Below are 18,036 nucleotides of genomic sequence, written 5' to 3' on the forward strand. Positions count from 1 at the left end.
GGAGGAAATAAAATATGAAAAAGAAAATACTAGCTTTGGCGTTAAGCGCCATAACAATCTTATCTTTGGCACTAACTGGATGCGGAAGCAAGGACACCGTAGCAATCGGCTCTAAAGATTTCAGTGAAAATATCGTACTTGGTGAAATGCTTGCACAGCTGATTGAAAACAAGACAGATTTGAAAGTAGAACGTAAGCTCAATATGGGTGGAACCTTTATAAATTTTGAAGCAATTAAAAAAGGTGACATTGATATTTATGCCGAATATACCGGCACCGGTTTGGTTGCCGAATTAAAAATGGATGTTATTAGTGACCCTGACGAAACTTATAAAGTAGTTTCCGAGGAATTTGATAAACAATTTGATATTAAATGGATGAAGCCTTTTGGATTTAACAACACTTATGCAACTGCAGTTACACGCGAAGTTGCCGACCAATATGGGTTGGTAAAATCCTCTGATCTTGTAGGCGTATCTGAAAATCTTGTATACGGCGGCGAAAACGATTTCTTTAACCGTGAAGATGGATTTGAGGGTTTTTGTGAAAAATACGGAATTTCCTTTAAAGGTGATCCAAAAATGATGAACGTATCTCTGAAATATCAAGCAATCGGCAACGGTGATATGGATGTTACTGATGTTTATGCTACTGATGCGGAAATCAAAAAATATGATTTACAGGTACTGGAAGATGATTTGAACTTCTTCCCACCCTATTATGCAGCTCCAATCATTCGAAACGAAACATTGAAAAATCATCCTGAGCTGGAAGATGTGCTTAATCTCCTTTCCGGACAAATTTCTGATGAAGAAATGACAGATTTAAATTATCAGATAAATGTTGAGCAGAAGGACGTAGCTCAAGTTGCTACCGACTTCCTGACAAGCAAAGGTTTGTTAGACTAATACACCACACCGCGTTCTGATTTAAAAACTAAATCTTCAAAAAAGCCTGCCTCTTAGGATTTTCTGAAGAATCATAGAAAAAAGCCCTATTGCAAAACAGAATGTTTATCTGTTAAACCTTGCAATACGGGCTTTTTTTGTTTTGAATCAATATTACTGAAATTCATTTTGTCAGCTGTCCCATCTGAAAAAACCAAAATACATAGCGATTAGCCTTTTATGCGATTATCCCAATGCTACATCCAGCACCATCATTAACGCAAAACCCAATGCCGCACCGATTGTCCCAATATTGGAATGCGCTCCCTCCTGAGCCTCAGGAATTAATTCTTCAATAACCACATAAATCATTGCCCCTGCAGCAAAAGAGAGAAAATAAGGTAATAAGGGCACTACTTGCTTTGCAAGAAGAATGGTAATCACCGCACCAATGGGCTCCACAACACCCGATCCCACGCCCATGAAAAAGGCCTTTTTCTTGCTTGCTCCTTCATTACGCAATGGCATGGAAATAATAGCACCCTCAGGAAAGTTCTGTATTGCAATCCCCACCGCCAAAGCAAGGGCGGCCATCATCGTTATATTACTATCCCCAAGCATTGCGCCCGCAAAAGTTACGCCAACTGCCATCCCCTCGGGGAAATTATGTAATGTCACGGCAAAAATGAGCATAGATGTTTTTGATAATTTGCTGGGCATTCCCTCTGGTGTATCACTGTCCATATGCAAATGAGGAATGATACTGTCCAAAAGGAGTAAAAATCCAACCCCAAGCAAAAATCCTATTAATGCAGGTAACCAGGAAATCCCTCCTTGCGCTTCCGACAGTTCAAGTGCCGGAATCAATAATGACCATACGGATGCCGCAATCATAACACCCGCCGCAAACCCCAAAAGCAGCTTTTTTATTTGAAGATTCATTTCTTCTTTCATTAAAAAAACCATGGCAGCGCCCAACGAAGTCCCAAGAAACGGAATTAATAAAATTATAAAATCTTTCACTATATCACCTCACTTATAAAACAATATCTCTTTTTATCTTAAGATACCAATTTCCTATTTGGTAAGTATAGCACGCAAAAAATGATTCGTAAAACGTTTTTACCTTTATTTTCCTTTGCAGCACATAACATTGTAAACATCCACCACACTTTTCTCAAACTGCATTAGCATAAATCAGTCTCTTTTCTTCTTTTTTGTTTCTAAAAGCAAGGATTCCTACCAAGGCGAAGGAAAGAAAATCCGCTACAGGTTGTGCCAAAATAAGACCATGTAAGCCCCAAGTTGCTGTAAAAAGATAGATGATGGGAATGAAGAAAAACCCCTGTCTTCCAAGACTTACAAGCCCTCCTTCCAGCCCTTTTCCAAGGCCCATAAATTTTGTGGTATAGACATATTGAAAACCTGCCACTAAAAAAGTAATGGCATTAAATATCAACGCCCGTGTGCCAATAGATAAAACCTCAGGGTCATTTTTGTTAAAAGCCTGTATCAAAGGAATGCGAAACACAAGCATTGCCGTGCAACAAATGATACAGAAAGAAGACGTCCAAAGAAGTGCTGTTTGGGTGGCACGGCGTACTCGAACATAATTCTTTGCACCATAATTGAATCCCACAAAAGTTTGATACCCTTTTAAAAATCCCATGATTGTCATAAATCCAAGGGTAACAATACGGTTGACAATACCTACTGCGGCAATGGCTGCATCTCCGTAAGGCATGGCAAGATTATTCATAACAGACAAAGCTACGCTACACAAAATTTGATAGATACAAGTAGGAATTCCAATTTTTGCAATTTCCAAAAACAATTTTTTGTCCATACGAATATTACCGAAAGAAAAGTGAAGGCTACTTTTTTTCTGAAAAAGGTATAGTAAATAGGCAGAAAATGAAATAAGCCTTGATATTAATGTAGCAATTGCTGCACCAAAAACACCCATATGCAGGATAGTAATCAGTAACGGATCTAGAATAATATTTGCCACACCCCCCAAAAGCATAGCACGCATGGAATAAATAGGTGCACCCTCTCCTGTGGCAAGATTACTCATTGTTGCATTAAACACGTTAATAACAAGCCCAAAGATAAAGGGGATTGCATATTCCTTGGCATACGGCAGCATCGTATCCGTACAGCCCAATAAACGCAGCAATGGATTGATGGCTCCAAGCATAATCCCCACCAGTACAATGCCGGAAATCACGGCAAGACCAAGGGCGGTGGATGCACACTCATCCGCTTCTTGTTTTTTCCCATTGCCCAAAAGTCTGCTAAGATAACTGCCTGCACCGCAGCCAAACAACAAACCAACCCCTAACATAACAAGGCCAATAGGAAATACCGCTGCCACTGCTGCTTGCTGAGAAGTACCTAGGGTGCCCACAAAGTAGGCATCCACCAAATTATACAGTGCCGAAATCATCATACCTACCATGGTAGGAATTCCTAGCTTTAATAGAGCCTTTGAAATAGGCGCTTGTGAAAGCATGTTAAAATTTTTATTTGTGTCCATGTTAATACCTCCAACTGTTTCGTTATAATACTGTATAGAAACTATACTTTTTAGCAAAAAAGAAATGCCGACTTTGTCAGCAAATTCTTTTACTTTTTCAATTTTTCGTCCAAAAATTTCTCTAAATCAAGGAGGAACTGTACCAAATAATCTTGATATTCCTGAGGCATTTCACTCAATATTTTCAGAAATTCTGTACCTGATTCTTCATGGTATTTCTGATGGGCTTGAAAAGCAGTTCTTCCGTTTTCCGTCAGTGTCAAGCACACCTCCGTATCAGAATTAGGAGAAACACGTTTTGAAAGAAAGCCTTTGTCCACCAATTTGTACACCATCTGAGATGCCGCCCCTTTAGTAATCCCCCGAAGCTTGGCAAGCTCAGTAATGTTAATGTCCGGATTTTCTCCTACGATAGCAATGGTATGAATCTCTGCTTGGGTCAATGGTGTTTCCGTGCCATAACATCTTGCCCTTTTCTCAAACTGCAAATACTTGTGCATTGTTCGCTCGCTTAAACGGGACAGTTCTCGGTAGTCATGCATAAAGTCACTTCCTTATCGTATAGTATCTAAACAGTATTATACCTATACAGAATTTTCCTGTCAAGATAAAATTGGTACAAAATGCTGTCCTTTCCCGTTTTTGTAAAATTCTTTTGAATTTTATTTCAATTTGTATTTATGGAGTGACACTTAGGGCAAATTTGTAATTAATCGATCTTAAAATTTTTATAATTATATTGACACCCTATCTATTATGCATTACAATATAGCAAGTATATTGCAATACATAATAGTAAAAAGAGGTGATAGTACTTGATCCCATCACAAATGTTAAAGGGTACATTGGAAAATTGTATTCTCAAAGTAATCAGCTATAAAGAAACTTATGGCTATGAAATATCTCAAGAACTGCAAAAATACGGCTTTTCAAACATTTCAGAAGGAACGATTTATCCCCTTTTATTGAGGCTTGAGAAAAACGGATTGATTACAACACAATATCGAGAATCTCCACTGGGGCCGAAACGAAAATATTTTTCCATTTCCATGGCAGGCAAAAAGGAATTGGATCTCTTTTATTCTAATTGGATGAAACTGGAACAGGCTGTAAACCTGCTGTTTCAAGATGGAGGGCAAATAAAATGAACAAACAAACAAAAAAACTGAATCAGTTCAACAACGAATTAGATAAACAGATTCATACTGAAAACCAGGAGGCTTACACCGATATTGTCTGCTACTTGCGTGGCGCAGATATCTCTGAATATAACCAAGAGGTAATCCGACAGGATTTGCTGGACATAATCTTATCCGCACAAAAAAGAGGGGAACATATTCAGTCTGTCATTGGGGCGGATTATAAAGACTTTTGTGATGATATCATCGCAAACTTGCCACCAAGAAACACGAAAGAAAAAGCTTTGGAGTTTTTGGACATCATCGTCTACAGCTTATCTATTTTAAGCGCAATCAATATTATTATGGCAGATGAAACCATCGCCCTGATCCGAAATTTTGCCACGGGGAAAGCGCTAAGTTACATGATTTCTATTTCAGTTGGAAATATCATTTCTGCCATTTCCATTATCATAATTGCCATGATGGTCGTCAGAATCGTAACTAAAAATTCTTTCCAAATGGGAAAAAAAGAAGCTATGGGTAAATTAAAAGTTTTTTTCCTATGCGCAGGTATCATGGCAATTTTTCTATTTATTTCTTGGGTAGGAAAAGCAACACTTTTTACTGTAAATATATTCGCTGCATGTAGTTTCACCCTTGCGTTATATATCATCCATCGGATACTTGCAAAGATTCAATAAATAAAAAAATCCATGTACCCATTTTTATGCCAGTACATGGATTTTTTTATTCGGTATCCCTCCAACTTAGTTATATGCCGCATCAAACCTTCTAAGTCCTAAGATCCAACAGGAAATGTAGAAATACTTAATTGAATATTTTAAAATTCCCAAAGCCTCTGAATTAACAAAGCAACGTTTTCAACAGAAAGTAAGAGATTTTATTACTATCCGGTGATGGATTTTTCATTTACATGAAGTGCAAGAGTATAAAAGACGCAGAGAACCATAAAAATTCCCTGCTTTTTAGTCCATACGCAGGCAACAAATATTCAATTATGCATGTTACTTTCAAGGTTTTGGTTATTCGCCATATTTAACAAGTATCTTTTTGACTTCTTCATTGTCCTTCAAAAATTCATACTCCTTCTGGGTTTTAATTTCAGAAATAATTGCATGGATAAAACTATGCCCAACATTTTCAAATGATTTCTTTGCGGGGTATCGGTAGTACAATGGAAATTCTTTCATACTCCACGGTCTCTGCGCTTCTTCTAACATTATTTTTATCAATCTAACACATTCCTCTACATTCTTCCTATATGTCGCAATCAGTAAATGAGGTACAACCGAACCATAATTCCAAAGACCAAACAAGGAGACCATTTTGTCTGCAATTTCTGTTATCCAATCTGCTTCAGAATGGTTTCCGGTTTGTTCTTCAATCTCAATCAGCTTATATAGGTAACTTTGTAGCCTTGCCAAAATTTGTATAATTTTTCCTTCCAAAAGAATAGCTGCTGCATCTTTCTCTTCCTGCTGCATTAAGATATTTACCTGTAACATTGCTTTATCAATATTGATATCCGGGATTTTTTCCAAAAGAAGGTTGGCTTTTTCATGGTCTTGTAGCTGAATATATTTTGTAGCGAGCATATAAATAGCTGGAAATTTTATTTTTTCGTCTTGACTATTCGCAGAATGTTCAAGCCATACCATAATTTTTTTTTTCATATTCTTCCTTCTTTTCTTCCCTAGTTGCAGACAATGTCAATGCGGCATTCAAGATTGTTGCAGCCATATAAATCAATGAATCACAATGTGGATATTCTTGAATTTTTTTTGCTGCCATTTCAAAAGCAAAATCAATATTTTTATTGAGTGCAACTTCCGAAAGTTCATTTGAAAACTGCGCAATTTCAAGCTCTGTCAACTCCTCACAGAAAGAAAACAGTTCATTCATATCTATTTTCAACAACCGAGCCAGGGCAGGAAGCAATGATATATCAGGATATGTACTTCCTCTTTCCCATTTATTCACCGCTGGAGTTGAAACCCCCAAATAATTTGCCACTTGTTCTTGAGTTAAACCTATATCTTTTCTATGAAGCTTTATCTGTTCACTCATTTTCATTATCTCGACCTCCTGTTCTTACATTCATTTTAACGTGGATATTGTGCATTTACAATTGAGCAATTGTTTAATTAACGCTTCAAAAACTTAACCTGTGATTAAAAAAGCAAAAATAAAAAAGACCACCCCTCACAGGTCATCTTGCTTCCATTTATTAGGAAAGTAGAATTTTAAGTAAAGAAAAAGAGCTGAAAACCCAAGAAACCTTGAATCTTCAACCCTTTATGATGTCCCAGACAGGAGTCGAACCTGCGGCCTTCCCCTTAGGAGGGGGACGCTCTATCCAGCTGAGCTACTGAGACATATATTACGGAGACAGATTTTATAAAAGCATTTAATAATCAGTCCTTTTCTATTTTATGCGTAACCCCTGTTGTAGTCAAGTTATTTTCTGCTACAACAGGGGAATTTTTTTATTGAAGCTTATCTTCTATAAAAGAAGCCAACTTTTTCGCTTCTCTCTCCATGGCCTCTTTGTCTTTACCTTCGATCATTACACGAACCAAAGGCTCTGTCCCTGAAGTACGAATTAATACCCTTCCCTCTCCAGAAAATTTTTCCTGCAAAGCTTCTATGGCCAATTTTATTTCAGGCACCCTCATATAATCATTTTTCTTGGTATTGTTAACCCGAGCATTTACTAAAACCTGAGGCATAACCTCCATAATTTTAGCCAATTCTGATGCTTTTTTGCCACTGCGTTTCATGACAGTTAAAAGCTGAATTGCCGTTAAAACACCATCACCCGTTGTATTATAATCCAGAAAAATGATATGCCCTGACTGCTCACCGCCTAAATTATATTCTTCTGCCAGCATACACTCTAAAACATATCGGTCACCAACATTAGCCTGCAACACAGAAATTCCCTGTTCACGACCCATAATCGTCAACCCTAGGTTAGACATAACTGTGCCCACAACGGTATCTTTTTTCAATTCTCCCTTGGCTTTCATTTCACAACCGCAAATTGCCAAAATTTTGTCGCCGTCTATCAATTCTCCATTTTCATCCACAGCTAAACAGCGGTCTGCATCACCGTCAAAGGCAAAACCAATATCGGCGCCATTTTCTTTCACCAACGCAGCTAAATCCTCCATATGGGTAGAACCACATTTTTCGTTAATATTTGTTCCATCAGGCTCATTATGTATAATGCAAAGCTGTGCACCCAGTTCCAGCATCGTAATGGGTGCCGCCTTAAAAGCTGCTCCATTGGCACAATCCAATGCTACTTTTATCCCTCGGAAGCGCTCTTTTGTAGTATCCCTAAGGAAGGCAATATAATCATCCAGTGCATCCTCTGCATAGGATTTTGTTCCAATCCCACTGCCTATTGGGCAAGGTAAAACTTCCATACGGCTTAATACGATATCTTCAATTTCTTCCTCTAATTCATCACTCAATTTATAACCTTGATTACTGAAAAACTTGATGCCGTTATATTCAACAGGGTTATGGGATGCGGAAATCATAACCCCTGCATCCAACCGATAGTGACGTACCAAATATGCCACAGCAGGTGTAGGAATTACCCCTGCAAGCACTGCATGCGCCCCCACAGAGCATATTCCTGCTACCAAAGCAGATTCCAGCATATCCCCACTGATTCGTGTATCCATTGCAACCAAAATTCTGGGAGCATGTTTTTTCTCCTTCGTCAAAACATAAGCCCCAGCCCGACCAAGCTGATATGCCATCTCACCGGTCAATTCCGTATTGGCAACACCTCTAACACCATCAGTACCAAATAATCTTCCCATCTTCTTTCTCCTCCAACAATCACGATTCGTTATCCGATACGGCTGTTTCCTCCGTAACGATAACATCAATATAAGCATAACCTGCCGTTACATCATCAGGCAAGTCTAATGCAATAAGAACCTTATGCTGACCCATAGTAAGTCCACTTACATCAACAGTTCCTGTCAAAGTACTCTCATCTATGCTATTAATCAACGCTTCATCACCGGTAATGTTCACATTGGTACTTCCACTAAGTTGGTAGTCCTTTCCTTTTTCCTGTTTCTGGACAGTCAACTGATCTGAATCAACTGTTACTTCACGGCTATTCACTCCTAAAATTTGTACATCAATCAATATTGTAGAACTATTCCCATTTTTTACTTGTACGCCCTCCGGAAGATAATCTGCCACTGGAAAGCTTTTGCTTACATCAGAGCTACGTCCCGAAATATCAATATCCGGAAGCTGTAAATACACAAAATCAGTTAGCGCTTCCGCAGCGCCAACCACCTCTACAGTTTGAGGGGTACACGTTGTTTCTCCTAGTTCATAGCCCTCAGCCGGTGTGCCAGAAATATTAACTTTAATGGGGATTGTTTTTAAATTCAACGCATGATATGTAACACTGATTTCTGATATCCCAAGACTAACCCCTTTCACAGGAACCCCCTTGGCATCAAAAGCAATCAGCTTCGCACCAAGCTGTATATTATCTGCAACATCCTTGGCATTTATCCCGGCGCTTACTGTTGCAACCTGTTCCACCGCCGACGCAGGTCCATTCACTGTAACCGTTTCCGCACTTAGAACAGGCCCGGAATATAAAACGTCTGCCGGAAGTTCCCCTTCCATGGATATGGTAATAGGAAGCTCTTTGCTTGCAATTTTTTCAATATGCACCTCAACCGTCGTGGGCACCTTACTCACAATGGTATATCCCGAGTAAACACCTATCATTTCCACATTAACTGGTAATGAAACGGTATCTCCATCCATAACAGAGGTTAGCCCCGATAAATCTACAGAAACATCAAGCCAATCATTAGACTGGTTCAAACGGTCAAGAGCCGTTCTTTGAGCTTTGACTTTAATACTTACCTTTGTTGCGGTTAAATCCCCCGCATTCTCCACAGTAAGCCCTCTATTGGTTAAAACATTCATATTTTCTAAAGTAATGTATTTCGAATAGGTTCTGGTATCCACAGGTTGATTGATATTGATTACCATGAACCACATAATAATGGCAATGCCGATGGAGAGAAGTTTCCATCCCAAATCCTTCATCAGTAATTCTTGAAATTTTTTCATTTAGCCTGCCTTCCTTTCCAAAAAGAGAGTTTCTTTTTACCAACTTTCTTGGTTTGTGAAAGCATCGTTCTTAATTGCTCCGCGGTCAAATCCCGGTAAAGGACACCGCCCCTTGCCACAGAAATAGAGCCCGTTTCTTCTGACACTACAATGACATAGGCATCCGATACCTCGCTGGCACCAATTGCCGCACGGTGCCTCGTGCCTAATTCCATACTGATTTCATTACTGTCTGTCAAAGGCAAAAAGCAAGTTGCCGCCGCCACACGGTTTCTGCGAACAATCACTGCACCATCATGCAACGGTGTATTATGTTCAAAAATATTTATTAAAAGCTGACTGGAAATCACCCCATCAATGGGAATTCCCGTCCTTTCTAAATCTCCTAAAGGCACTTCCTGTTCAATCAAAATCAAAGCCCCTGTGCGTGCGGCTCCCATTTTATCTACGGCCTTGATAATTTCATCCACCGTACGGACACTTACTTTCTTGCCTTCCTCTTCCTCTGTGCGCATAAAATAGGAAAAAAACTGACCTTTTCCCAGCTGTTCCAAGGCTTTTCTCAATTCCGGCTGGAAAACAACAATAACAGCAATAATACCAACAGAAATCGTATTAGACAGTATCCAAAGGATTGTATTTAACTGCAAAATGGTTGCAATCGCCGCCAAAGCCAGAATAACCAAAATACCTTTAAACAAAACCCACGCTCTGGTTTCCTTAATCCAAAAAATAATTTTATAAATAATATATGCAACAATCAGAATGTCCAAAATATCAAAAAAACCAAAAGAAGGCCGTACAAAGCCGGTTACCCCTAAGTTATCAAAAAAACCCATAAACGCTTCCATAATACACACCCAATTCCTTAAAAATTGACTTCCTTCCCATTTATATATCATACCATAGAATCTTAAGAAGCAGAAAAAAATTGCATATCTTTATTGAACATTTTTTCGAACTTCAAGCTCCTGTAAAAATACACATAGACTCTTGTTTGCATTCTTTATACACATTATAGCATAAACGCAACTGAATTGTTATATAAAGTCTATGAAAACCCCTATAGAACAGAATATGGCAAATGAAATCTTCTCAGCACCAAAAAAGAACACTTCCAAGATTTCTCCATGAAAGTGTTCTTACAAAATTCAGTTTATTGAAACTGTATCCCTGCCCCAAATAAAAGCATATTTTTCATATCAGCATTCTGAAAAATGTTACATTGGAAATTATTTATCCAAGGGCTTCATCGTCGGAAACAAAATAACATCTCGGATAGAGACAGCTTCTGTCAACAACATAACAAAACGGTCAATTCCTACGCCCAAACCACCGGTAGGAGGCATACCATACTCCAATGCAGTTAAGAAGTCTTCATCAATCATATTTGCTTCGTCGTCTCCCGCTTCACGGAGCATTTCCTGATATTCAAAACGTCCACGCTGGTCGATGGGATCATTTAATTCGGAGTATGCGTTTGCATATTCTCTACCCACAATAAATAACTCAAAACGGTCTGTATATTCAGGGTTTTCAAGCTTTCTCTTCGTCAAAGGAGAAACCTCCACAGGATAGTCAATAACAAAGGTTGGCTGAATCAAGTTCTTTTCTACAAACTCTTCAAAGAATAACAGTAGAATATCCCCTTTCACATGACGATCCTCAAAATCTACATGGCGTTCTTTTGCCAAAGCCTTTGCTTCCTCAGTATCTTTCACCAAATCAAAGTCTACTCCTGTAAACTCCTTAACCAGGGAAACCATGGTTTTTCTTGCAAAAGGCTGCCCCAAGTCTAAATCATGACCGCCATATTGAACCTTTGTTGAACCAAGCACACTTTGTGCAACGGTACGGAACATCTCTTCTGTGATGTCCATCATGCCGTTATAGTCCGTATATGCCTGATACAATTCCATCAACGTAAATTCAGGGTTATGTCTTACGGAAATCCCTTCATTACGGAATACACGTCCAATTTCATATACTCTTTCAAAGCCGCCCACAATCAAACGCTTTAAAGGCAATTCCAAGGCAATACGGCAATACATATCAATATCCAGTGTATTGTGGTGGGTAATAAACGGTCTTGCGGAGGCACCGCCGGGAATGGTCTGCAAAACAGGGGTTTCCACTTCCAAAAAGCCCTTTCCGTCCAAAAATCTTCTGATTTCACTGATAATTTTGGAACGTTTAATAAATGTATCCCTTACTTCCGGGTTCACAATTAAGTCCATATATCTTTGACGATAGCGCAATTCCTGATCCTTTAAGCCGTGGAACTTTTCAGGCAGAACCTGTAGGCTTTTTGAAAGCAAAGTCACTTCTTTTGCATGTACAGAGGTTTCGCCTGTTTTGGTACGGAAAACAAAGCCTTTGATGCCGATAATGTCGCCAATATCAAATTTTTTAAATGCAGCGTATTCCTCATCGCCAATATCGTTTCGGCTAACATAAGACTGAATGGTTCCGTTACGATCTTGAATATTGCAAAAAGACGCCTTCCCCATAATACGTTTACTCATCAAACGCCCTGCAATGGCCACATCTTTTCCTTCCAACGCATCAAATCCATCCTTAATTTCATCGCCGTGATGGGTTACATCAAATTTCACGATTTCAAAAGGATTCTTTCCCTCTGCCTGCAATTGTGCCAGTTTATCACGACGGATAAGAATTTGCTCGCTCAACTCCTGCTGCGTTAATTCCTTCTCCTGTACGTTTTCCTTCTGCTCTGCCACGTTCTTTCCTCCATTCCCTTTTGGCTTTTGTTCTGCCAACTTCACACTCCGTTATCTTTTAATAGATCTTACTTCAAAAACTGCTTCACCATCCGGCGTTTCAATACTGATTTTTTCACCATTTTTGTGTCCTAAAAGGGTACTACCCACAGGGGACTCATTAGAAATACGCCCATTCATGGGATCTGCCTCTGCAGAACCTACAATGGTATAGGTCATAACTTCGTCAAACTCCTCATCATACAGCTCTACCGTGGAACCCAAACCAATTACATCGTTTGAAACATCTTCATCATCAATTACCTCTGCATTACGCAGCATTTTTTCAAGAACAACAATTCTTGCTTCAATTTCAGCCTGTTCCTCCTTGGCTGCATCATATTCCGCATTTTCAGACAAGTCACCCTGTCCTCTCGCTTCTTTAATTTTTTCTGCAATTTCTTTTCTTTTGACGGTTTTCAAATTCTCCAGTTCATCTTCCATCTTTTTCAATCCATCATAAGTTAAAACAACCTTTTTATCAGCCATGGCCGTTGTCATCTCCCTTTTTCCCGGAATTCTCCGCTTTTTCATTTTTCCTTGTCCATACTACATTAACTAAGGAAAAAAGAGGGCCTCGACCCTCAAAATTCATTGATAAATTATATAATACTTAAAGAAGGGTTGTCAATGTTTAAATCCCCCGAAAATGGAAATCATCCTTGATTTTTCGGAATTTTTACCCGCTTGCCCAGAGTGGAAAACCCGCTGACACAAAAGCCCTTCTCTTTTAAGTCAAAATAAATTTCCTCAGCCTGCATTTTGGGAAAATGATCCAACCAAAAATTTTGGAAACTCATACAATTGATAAATGCCTCAGCTTCTGCCCTTCTGCCTTCCAACTGCTTGCCATCTAAGATAAAATAAAACCCCTCGGCTGCTACAACATCCCAACGTCTTTGGGACAATCTGCGTAATGTGGGACGGTTTCCCGCAGCATCAATAAAAACGGCATATCTTTTTAATATATGCTCATAACCCGTCTGCTCCATACCGCAAACGATAATCCCATCCCCTTCAGAAAACAAGGGATTTTTGGGGGAAGAAAATACCTCTGTCAACAAGCCCTTTTCTGCAAAAAGCTCCTCTTGTATTTCTTCCAGTTCCCCAGTATTATCCGCAAAAAACGAAAGATGATTCACATAATCACCCATACCTGCCAAAACCAGCGGCAATACTTGGGGATCGGTACCGGAAATCACATAATGTGCTTCCTCCGGATTTTTCCCCTGACGTCGTAATGCTTCTGCCGCTCCGTCAAAGGCAAATAACGCTGCCAAAATTCTCCCGTTGGCAACAGGCAAAATTTTTTGAGGAAATTCACCTTCATGGGGCCCAACAATGATTCCCGCGCCTTCTGCCGCCAAGGTTTTTATCAAAGCCTCCGCCTTGCCCCGCCAAGGTGTTGGCAAGCCTTGCCCTGGAACAGTGGACAACACCCCAAACAGTGTATCGTCCTTTTCATAAATGGTGTAAGGTTTCTTTGAAAGAATATATTTTTCCCGTAATTTCTTCGTTAAAATGTTGGTCCAACCAGGTAAGGATAATTGTTCTCTTTCTTCCAAAAAACGAACCTCTGCAATTTTCATATAATCTCCCCCTCTTCCCCATAAAAATATGTATTTATTGTCATACAATGCAGAAATGCTTCCAACTTATTTTTCATAATAACCTATTTAAAACCCCTTAGCTTTCATAAAAAAAATAAATTGTTTGTATTTTTGTACAATTTTCTTCGTTTCGCAGTTCCTATTTTTTACCAACTAAATCATATCGCCTTTTCCTTTTTAATATAATTATATATGTTTTGAATCGAATACAATTACTATATAGTAAAAATACACAAAAATTATTTTTTATAGCTGATTCAGCACTCTTTCCAATAAATTTTATTGGTGAAATATTGACAACAACAAACTTGCAAACTATCATCAAATTAGGAAAGACGTATTTACCCTGTGTTCGTTTCGATGGATACGGGATGTATTTTAGAAGTATTTTGTATACTGTATATGAAAGGAGAACACTCATGAATACTAAAATCATGAAAACTATGGATGGTAACGAAGCTGCTGCGTATATTTCCTACGCTTTTACTGAAGTTGCAACCATCTATCCTATCACCCCATCCTCCCCTATGGCGGAACATGTTGATACCTGGGCAGCCAATGGCAAGAAAAACCTTTTTGGTCAAACCGTTCGTTTGGTTGAAATGGAATCCGAAGCAGGTGCTGCAGGTGCTATGCATGGTGCCTTGGAAGCAGGGACTTTAACAACTACATATACTGCCTCTCAAGGCCTTTTATTAATGATACCCCCCATGTATCGTATTGCAGGACAGCTAAAACCCGGTGTTTTCCACGTTAGCTCCAGAACCGTGGGAACCCATGCCTTCTCTATTTTTGGCGATCATTCCGACGTAATGAGCTGTCGTCAAATCGGTTGTGCTATGCTTTCCTCTGCATCCGTACAAGAAGTTATGGATTTGGGCGGTGTTGCCCATTTGGCAGCAATTAAAGGCAGTGTTCCTTTTATCCATTTCTTTGATGGATTCCGAACCTCCCACGAACTGCAAAAAATCGAAATCATGGATTATGAAGAAATCGGAAAACTCATGGATCAGGATGAACTGAGAAAGTTCCGCAAAAACGCCTTGAATCCCGAGCGTCCCGTTCAGCGTTCCACCGTACAAAATCCTGATGTTTTCTTCCAAAACAGAGAAGCTTGCTCTCCTTTTTACAAACGACTTCCTGGCATTGTGGAAGAATATATGAACGAAATCAATAAAATTACAGGCAGAAACTACAAGCTTTTTAACTACTTTGGTTCTACCGATGCAGAACATGTCATCATTGCCATGGGCTCCGTTTCCGGTGCAATTCAAGAAGTTGTGGAATATCTTAACGAAAAAGGCGAAAAGATTGGCTTCTTACAGGTTCATCTGTATCGTCCTTTCTCCATGGAACACTTTATGAAGGCTCTGCCCGAAACAGCCAAAGTCATCACTGTTATGGATCGGACAAAAGAGCCCGGTGCTTTAGGCGAACCCCTTTACGAAGACGTTTGTTCCGCTTTAATGGAAAAAGGCAGAGTTCTTAAAGTCCTTGCGGGAAGATATGGCCTTTCCTCCAAAGATGTTACGCCTGCTCAAATTATCTCCGTATTTGATAACATGAAGGGAGAACAAAAAAATCACTTCACCGTGGGCATTCATGATGATGTAAGCATGAGTTCTCTTACTGTTGGTGCAGAACCGGAAGTAGCAAGCGAATCTACCATTGCTTGTAAATTCTGGGGGCTTGGTTCTGATGGTACCGTAGGCGCCAATAAAAACTCCATTAAAATCATTGGGGACCATACCGATAAATATGCGCAGGCATACTTCGAATATGACACAAAGAAATCAGGCGGTATCACAAAAAGTCATTTGCGTTTTGGTGACACACCAATCCGCTCCAGCTATTTGATTTCTAAGGCTGACTTTGTTGCTTGCCATAATCAATCCTATATTAATAAATATGATATTGTTTCCGAAATCAAACCGGGTGGTACTTTCCTTTTAAACTGTGGCTGGAAAGCAGATGAATTGGATACCCACCTTCCTGCGGAAGTAAAAAAATATATTGCTAACAACAATATTTCTTTCTATACCATTGACGCTGTGGAAATCTGCCGTGAAATTGGTCTGGGTAACAGAACAAATACCGTTTTACAGTCTGCTTTCTTTAAATTGGCAAACATTATTCCTGCAGAGGATGCCGTAGGCTATATGAAAGCTGCCATTGAAAAATCCTATGGATTAAAAGGTGAAAAGATTGTAAATATGAATTTTGCTGCGGTAGACGCAGGGTTAAGCGGTTTAGAAAAAATTGATGTGCCTGAAAGCTGGAAAAATGCAAAGGATGTAAATAAAGATGATCTAAAACGCATTCTTCCAGAATATGTGGAAAAACTCTTAATTCCTATGAATGCGCAAAAGGGTGATACCCTCCCCGTTTCCGTATTCTTAGGCAGAGAGGACGGCACAGTGCCTTTGGGTACCTCTGCTTATGAAAAACGTGGGGTTGCTATCGACGTACCTGAATGGAACATCGATAACTGTATTCAGTGTAATCAATGTTCTTATGTCTGCCCTCATGCCTGCATCCGTCCTTTCCTCCTTACCGAGGAAGAAGCAAACAATGCACCTAACGGCTATGAAACAAAGAAGGCAAACGGTGCTGGGGAAATTGGCAAATATCGTTATCGTATTCAAATTGATCCTCTGGATTGCCAGGGTTGCGGCGCTTGCGTTGTAGCTTGCCCTGCAAAAGAAAAAGCCTTGACCATGAAACCTTTGGATACACAAATGGGTGAAATGACAAACTGGGAATACTCTTTAGCCCTTTCCCATAAAGAAAATCCTATGGACAAATACAGTGTAAAGGGAAGCCAGTTTGAACAGCCTTTACTTGAGTTCTCCGGTGCTTGTGCCGGCTGTGGTGAAACACCCTATGCAAAACTAATGACACAGCTTTACGGTGACAGAATGTATCTTGCTAATGCAACAGGCTGCACCCAGGCTTGGGGCGCAGCAGCTCCTTGCGTACCTTATACCACGAATAAGGACGGTTGGGGCCCTGCATGGAGTAACTCTTTGTTTGAAAACAACGCTGAATTCTCTATGGGTATGGTTCTTGCTGTAGAACAGCAAAGAGAACGCATTAAAATGCAGTTAAAAGAATTATTGGCTGTTTGCGATGATAAAGCTTTACATGCAGCGGCAAAAGTTTGGTTTGACCATTACGATGACGGCCACAGAAGTAAAGAAGATACCAAGGCCTTGATTGTCGCTTTGGAAAAAGCTAAGGTTTCCGGAGAAGGTGCTGAATTGAAAGCCTTTATCCTGGATAACAAAGAACACCTTACCAAAAAATCCATGTGGATGTACGGCGGTGACGGCTGGGCATACGATATTGGATATGGTGGTCTGGATCATGTTTTAGCCTCCGGTGCAGACGTAAACGTTTTGGTTGTTGACACAGAAGTCTATTCCAACACAGGTGGACAGTCCTCCAAAGCAACTCCTATTGGCGCAGTTGCACAGTTTGCTGCCGGTGGTAAACCTACAGTAAAGAAGGATTTAGGTATGCTGGCCATGAGCTATGGCTATATCTATGTGGCACAGGTTGCTATGGGTGCAAACCCAGCACAGCTGATTAAAGCAATGAAAGAGGCAGAGGCTTATAAAGGACCATCCTTAATTATTGCTTATGCGCCTTGTATTAACCACGGTATTATGAAAGGTATGGCAAACGCCCAGCTGGAAAGCAAGCTAGCGGTAGATGCGGGCTATTGGTTCTTGTATCGCTACAACCCTGATTTGAAAAAAGAAGGGAAAAATCCGTTTATTTTAGACTCCAAAGAGCCTACTATGGATTACAATGACTTTATTATGGGTGAGGTTCGTTATTCCTCTTTGGTTCGTACCTTCCCTGAAACAGCCAAAATATTGTTGAAAGAAGCCGCAGAACAGGCAACAGAAAAATACCAGTCTTACAAAAAGATGTCTGAGTTATTCT

At 39.8% G+C, this 18,036-nt stretch carries 15 protein-coding genes and 1 tRNA gene; 4 read left to right on the plus strand and 12 right to left on the minus strand.

Going from position 1 to position 18,036, the window contains the following annotated elements:
• The first annotated feature begins 14 nt into the window (after positions 1–14).
• Entirely contained in the window at positions 15–908 is an 894-nt protein-coding gene (locus tag P9Q65_RS08910) for an ABC transporter substrate-binding protein (protein WP_304509054.1), read from the plus strand.
• A 225-nt stretch (positions 909–1,133) separates the two neighbouring features.
• Here the strand turns inward: P9Q65_RS08910 and P9Q65_RS08915 are convergent, their stop codons facing one another.
• The 3 genes from P9Q65_RS08915 to P9Q65_RS08925 all read right to left on the minus strand — a co-directional run bounded on the left by P9Q65_RS08915 (position 1,134) and on the right by P9Q65_RS08925 (position 3,968).
• Positions 1,134–1,910 carry a ZIP family metal transporter gene (locus P9Q65_RS08915; protein WP_304509055.1) on the minus strand — a complete coding sequence of 259 codons (777 nt, stop codon included), beginning with the start codon at positions 1,908–1,910 and terminating at the stop codon, positions 1,134–1,136.
• A 154-nt stretch (positions 1,911–2,064) separates the two neighbouring features.
• Positions 2,065–3,426, minus strand: a complete 1,362-nt coding sequence (locus P9Q65_RS08920; protein WP_304509056.1) for an MATE family efflux transporter — start codon at positions 3,424–3,426, stop codon at positions 2,065–2,067.
• Positions 3,427–3,515: 89 nt separating this feature from the next.
• Entirely contained in the window at positions 3,516–3,968 is a 453-nt protein-coding gene (locus P9Q65_RS08925) for a MarR family winged helix-turn-helix transcriptional regulator (protein WP_304509057.1), read from the minus strand.
• Between the two features lie 273 nt (positions 3,969–4,241).
• Between P9Q65_RS08925 and P9Q65_RS08930 the strand changes: the two genes are divergently transcribed.
• Both P9Q65_RS08930 and P9Q65_RS08935 read left to right on the plus strand, forming a co-directional pair.
• Entirely contained in the window at positions 4,242–4,574 is a 333-nt protein-coding gene (locus P9Q65_RS08930) for a PadR family transcriptional regulator (protein WP_330695326.1), read from the plus strand.
• Positions 4,571–5,248 (plus strand): hypothetical protein, encoded by a 678-nt coding sequence (locus P9Q65_RS08935; protein ID WP_304509058.1) that lies wholly within the window; start codon positions 4,571–4,573, stop codon positions 5,246–5,248. Before P9Q65_RS08930 ends, P9Q65_RS08935 begins: the two co-directional genes overlap by 4 nt.
• A gap of 342 nt (positions 5,249–5,590) precedes the next feature.
• Here the strand turns inward: P9Q65_RS08935 and P9Q65_RS08940 are convergent, their stop codons facing one another.
• From P9Q65_RS08940 to P9Q65_RS08980, 9 genes are all read right to left on the minus strand, one after another.
• Positions 5,591–6,241: a hypothetical protein gene (locus P9Q65_RS08940; protein WP_304509059.1), complete on the minus strand. Its 651-nt coding sequence runs from the start codon at positions 6,239–6,241 to the stop codon at positions 5,591–5,593.
• Positions 6,213–6,641 carry a helix-turn-helix domain-containing protein gene (locus P9Q65_RS08945; RefSeq protein ID WP_304509061.1) on the minus strand — a complete coding sequence of 143 codons (429 nt, stop codon included), beginning with the start codon at positions 6,639–6,641 and terminating at the stop codon, positions 6,213–6,215. The genes P9Q65_RS08940 and P9Q65_RS08945 overlap by 29 nt, the downstream gene beginning before the upstream one ends.
• A gap of 228 nt (positions 6,642–6,869) precedes the next feature.
• Positions 6,870–6,943, minus strand: a tRNA-Arg gene (locus tag P9Q65_RS08950).
• Between the two features lie 111 nt (positions 6,944–7,054).
• Complete coding sequence (gene glmM, locus P9Q65_RS08955) at positions 7,055–8,404, minus strand: phosphoglucosamine mutase (RefSeq protein WP_304509062.1); 1,350 nt, start codon at positions 8,402–8,404, stop codon at positions 7,055–7,057.
• 19 nt (positions 8,405–8,423) lie between these two features.
• Positions 8,424–9,695: a CdaR family protein gene (locus P9Q65_RS08960; protein WP_304509063.1), complete on the minus strand. Its 1,272-nt coding sequence runs from the start codon at positions 9,693–9,695 to the stop codon at positions 8,424–8,426.
• Entirely contained in the window at positions 9,692–10,546 is an 855-nt protein-coding gene (gene cdaA / locus P9Q65_RS08965; RefSeq protein WP_304509064.1) for a diadenylate cyclase CdaA, read from the minus strand. Before cdaA ends, P9Q65_RS08960 begins: the two co-directional genes overlap by 4 nt.
• Positions 10,547–10,927: 381 nt before the next feature.
• Complete coding sequence (lysS, locus tag P9Q65_RS08970; RefSeq protein ID WP_442870847.1) at positions 10,928–12,385, minus strand: lysine--tRNA ligase; 1,458 nt, start codon at positions 12,383–12,385, stop codon at positions 10,928–10,930.
• 102 nt (positions 12,386–12,487) lie between these two features.
• A complete protein-coding gene (gene greA, locus P9Q65_RS08975; protein ID WP_304509069.1) occupies positions 12,488–12,964 on the minus strand; it encodes a transcription elongation factor GreA in 477 nt (158 codons plus the stop codon).
• Positions 12,965–13,131: 167 nt separating this feature from the next.
• Positions 13,132–14,064, minus strand: a complete 933-nt coding sequence (locus tag P9Q65_RS08980; protein WP_304509066.1) for a hypothetical protein — start codon at positions 14,062–14,064, stop codon at positions 13,132–13,134.
• A 440-nt stretch (positions 14,065–14,504) separates the two neighbouring features.
• Between P9Q65_RS08980 and nifJ the strand changes: the two genes are divergently transcribed.
• Positions 14,505–18,036 (plus strand): pyruvate:ferredoxin (flavodoxin) oxidoreductase (gene nifJ, locus P9Q65_RS08985; RefSeq protein WP_304509067.1); only part of this gene is annotated, 3,532 nt, incomplete at its 3' end.

This window comes from Anaerotignum sp. (assembly GCF_030625865.1).
In the GTDB taxonomy this organism is placed as follows: Bacteria; Bacillota; Clostridia; order Lachnospirales; family Anaerotignaceae; genus Chakrabartyella.